This window comes from Pseudomonas sp. PDM03 (assembly GCF_014852385.1).
Classification (GTDB): domain Bacteria; phylum Pseudomonadota; class Gammaproteobacteria; order Pseudomonadales; family Pseudomonadaceae; genus Aquipseudomonas; species Aquipseudomonas migulae.
On the sequence record NZ_JACVBM010000041.1, the window covers coordinates 1 to 3516 of the forward strand.

Sequence of the window (3516 nt, forward strand, 5' to 3'; positions counted from 1 at the left end):
CGATAGCGGTGTATCAGTCAACATATTCATCGACTGACCCACCGCTATCGTCGGAACGCCGCCCGCAGCAAGCCGGCTCCTACAAGGGATTGTGTTGTGTTCAGGAGTTACTTCAAGGCCGCGAGGATGGTATCCGGGTCATACCCGCGAATCAGCGTTCCGTTGACGTCGATGATCGGAATCCCGCCGCCACCCAACGCTTCATAAGCCTTGCGCGCCACGGCGTCTTTCTCGATGTCGAACTCCTTGTACGGAATGCCTTTCTGATCAAGAAAGCGCCGGGTCAGTTTGCAGTAACCGCACCATTCAGTGACGTAGAGCACGACGTTAGCCTTGGCCTGAGTCTGTTCCGACACCACCTGCGAGGGGTTGAACACCCGCTCGATCTTGCCCCAGTTCTGATAAACCACAACCACCAGCAGGATCAGCAGGAATTTCTTCAGCACACTGCCAATCATCAGTTGCGTCGCTTGAGCTGGTCAGTCAGCTGAGTCGGCAGGCCTTTGATGATCAGCGTGCCGGCTTCTTCGTCGTATTCGATCTTCGAGCCCAGCAGGTGCGCTTCGAAGCTGATCGACAGACCCTCCGCGCGACCGGTGAAGCGGCGGAACTGGTTCAGGGTGCGTTTGTCCGCCGGGATCTCTGGCGAAAGCCCGTAGTCCTTGTTGCGAATGTGATCGTAGAAGGCTTTTGGGCGCTCTTCGTCGATCAGCTCGGAGAGTTCTTCCAGGCCCATGGGTTCACCCATTTTTGCCTGGCTGCTGGCGTAATCCACCAGGGTCTTGGTTTTTTCGCGGGCGGACTCTTCCGGCAAATCTTCGCTTTCCACGAAGTCGCTGAACGCCTTGAGCAGCGTGCGTGTTTCTCCCGGGCCGTCGACGCCTTCCTGGCAGCCGATGAAGTCGCGGAAATACTCCGAAACCTTTTTGCCGTTCTTGCCTTTGATGAACGAAATGTACTGCTTGGACTGTTTGTTGTTCTGCCACTCTGAGACGTTGATTCGCGCTGCCAGGTGCAACTGGCCCAGATCGAGGTGGCGGGACGGGGTCACGTCCAGCTGATCGGTCACGGCAACGCCTTCACTGTGGTGCAGCAGCGCGATCGCCAGGTAATCGGTCATGCCCTGCTGGTAATGCGCAAACAGCACGTGGCCGCCCACGGAGAGGTTCGACTCTTCCATCAGCTTCTGCAGGTGTTCCACCGCCACGCGGCTGAATGCCGTGAAGTCCTTGCCGCCGTCGAGGTATTCCTTCAGCCAGCCGCTGAACGGGTGCGCCCCGGATTCGGCATGGAAGAAACCCCAGGCCTTGCCTTGTTTGGCGTTGTAGCTCTCGTTGAGGTCGGCAAGCATGTTCTCGATGGCGCTCGACTCGGCCAGTTCAGAGTCGCGAGCGTGGAGAACTGCGGGCGTGCCGTCGGGTTTTTTGTCGATCAGGTGGACGATGCAATGACGGATCGGCATGGGCTTCTCGGCTGTTTGATACGGCTTGTTGGAGAGAGCAGGGCAGGCTCCCGAAAAAGTGCCAAGTGTACCGCAACCACTGGTTTTGGCGCGGTGCGAAGGGCAATTCGTAGCCGACCGACGGCCCTTATGCAGTTTTTTCCTGTTTTAGAGCAATAAAGCTGACCAAATGGGTAGCAAGAGGCGGATATTTCCCCGTCTCTGTGCTAGTTTTGCCCGGTCTTACGCGAAGTCACTGCGTTAAGCGTGCATTCAGCATTTGTCAGGTCGAACCAAACCCTGATTTCGGTATCTATAACCCCGATCCCGTGGTTATTGGCCGAGGGTGCCAGATCCAGAAGATCGGGCTCGATGGCTGACACTGCACTCTGCAATCCATATGAATTTGATAGGGAAGGAACACTACATGGCTCTTACTAAAGACCAACTGATCGCCGACATCGCTGAAGCTATCGACGCGCCAAAAACCACCGCGCGTAACGCTCTGGACCAACTGGGCCAAATCGTTGCCGATCAGCTGGAAAACGGCGGCGAAATCACTCTGCCAGGTATCGGCAAGCTGAAAGTGACTGAGCGTCCTGCCCGTACCGGCCGTAACCCTTCGACTGGCGCTGCCATCGAAATCGCTGCCAAGAAAGTTATCAAGCTGGTTGTGGCCAAAGGCCTGACCGACGCTGTTAACAAGTAAGACGCAGTAAAAAAAACCGTGCTCCGGAGTGATCCGGGCACGGTTTTTTTGTGCCTGCGATTTGGCGACTGAGCCACAGGCACCACTAATCCCCTGTAGGAGCGAGCCTGCTCGCGATAGCGTCGCATCAGTTGACATCATCGTTGACTGACACGCAGCCATCGCGAGCAGGCTCACTCCTACAGTTGATCTGCGGTGGTCAATTACTCAGCTTTTTTTAACCCAACGCTGGCGCCAGACTTGCTGTTCGCTCTTGGTCTGGAAGGTCCACGCAACGAAGCGGCTTTGCTTCTGGCCTTGGGACATTTCCACGACCTGGCTTTCCAGAACCCCGGCCTTTTTCAGCGCCGTCTCAATCGCCGGCAGGTTCGAAGCTTTCGAGACCAGGGTGCTGAACCACAGCACTTTGTGCTGAAAGTGCGCGCTCTCGGCAATCAGCTGTGTCACAAAACGGGCTTCGCCGCCTTCGCACCACAATTCGGCCGACTGACCGCCGAAGTTCAGCACCGGCAGTTTGCGTTTCGGGTCGGCGCGGCCCAAGGCGCGCCATTTGCGCTCGCTGCCTTTGGTCGCTTCGTCCATCGACGCGTGGAACGGCGGGTTGCACATGGTCAGGTCGAAGCGTTCGCCGGGTTCGAGCAAGCCCAGCAGAATGTGCTTGGGATTGGTCTGCTGGCGTAACTGGATGGCCTTGTTCAGACCATTGGACTGGACGATGGCTTTGGCGGCGGCCACGGCCGTCGGGTCGATTTCCGAACCGAGGAAGTGCCAGCGGTAGTCGCTGTAGCCGATCAGCGGATAGACGCAGTTGGCGCCCATGCCGATGTCGAGCACCTTGACCGGCGCGCCACGCGGGATTTCGCCGTCATTGACGCTGGCCAGCAGGTCGGCCAGAAAGTGCACGTAATCAGCACGGCCCGGCACCGGCGGGCAGAGGTAATCGGCCGGAATGTCCCAATGGGCGATCCCATAGAACGATTTCAGCAGCGCCCGGTTGAACACCCGCACCGCGTCCGGGCTGGCGAAGTCGATGCTTTCCTTGCCATACGGGTTGATGATCACGAACTTCGCCAGTTCCGGCGTGGTTTTGATCAGCGCCGGGAAGTCGTAACGACCCTGATGGCGATTGCGCGGGTGCAAGCTGGCCTTTTCACGCGGTTCCACGGCTTTGGCCGGGGTGGCGGGGTCAGGCTTCTTGCGCGCAGGGCGGGGTGTGCGGGGGGCGGTCATGGGCGTTGTCGATTCGGGTATGGCTGAAAGTGGCGGGTATTGTCCCATATCTATCGCCACAACGCGGTGCGCGTTTCTGTAGGAGCCGGCTTGCTGGCGATCCAGGCGACGCGGTGGATCAGATGCACCGCGCCGC

The 3516-nt window shown here is 58.4% G+C and carries 4 protein-coding genes; 1 reads left to right on the forward strand and 3 read right to left on the reverse strand.

From position 1 onward, the window contains the following. Positions 1-107 precede the first annotated feature (107 nt). Both IB254_RS29285 and yejK read right to left on the reverse strand, forming a co-directional pair. Positions 108-458: a glutaredoxin family protein gene (locus tag IB254_RS29285; protein ID WP_192420938.1), complete on the reverse strand. Its 351-nt coding sequence runs from the start codon at positions 456-458 to the stop codon at positions 108-110. Further along, the gene (gene yejK, locus IB254_RS29290; protein ID WP_008026670.1) at positions 458-1462 is read right to left on the reverse strand and encodes a nucleoid-associated protein YejK; all 1005 of its coding nucleotides are present in this window, start codon (positions 1460-1462) and stop codon (positions 458-460) included. Before yejK ends, IB254_RS29285 begins: the two co-directional genes overlap by 1 nt. 406 nt (positions 1463-1868) lie before the next feature. Between yejK and IB254_RS29295 the strand changes: the two genes are divergently transcribed. Next, entirely contained in the window at positions 1869-2150 is a 282-nt protein-coding gene (locus IB254_RS29295; RefSeq protein WP_007905514.1) for an HU family DNA-binding protein, read from the forward strand. A gap of 207 nt (positions 2151-2357) precedes the next feature. Here IB254_RS29295 and rlmF read toward each other — a convergent pair whose 3' ends face one another. Beyond that, positions 2358-3380, reverse strand: a complete 1023-nt coding sequence (gene rlmF, locus IB254_RS29300) for a 23S rRNA (adenine(1618)-N(6))-methyltransferase RlmF (protein WP_192420940.1) — start codon at positions 3378-3380, stop codon at positions 2358-2360. Between the last annotated feature and the right edge of the window lie 136 nt (positions 3381-3516).

Excerpts from the sequence above, each read along its gene's own strand:
- IB254_RS29285 (WP_192420938.1), bottom strand. The coding sequence starts at position 458 with ATGATTGGCAGTGTGCTGAAGAAATTCCTGCTGATCCTGCTGGTGGTT.
- yejK (WP_008026670.1), bottom strand. The coding sequence starts at position 1,462 with ATGCCGATCCGTCATTGCATCGTCCACCTGATCGACAAAAAACCCGAC.
- IB254_RS29295 (WP_007905514.1), top strand. The coding sequence starts at position 1,869 with ATGGCTCTTACTAAAGACCAACTGATCGCCGACATCGCTGAAGCTATC.
- rlmF (WP_192420940.1), bottom strand. The coding sequence starts at position 3,380 with ATGACCGCCCCCCGCACACCCCGCCCTGCGCGCAAGAAGCCTGACCCC.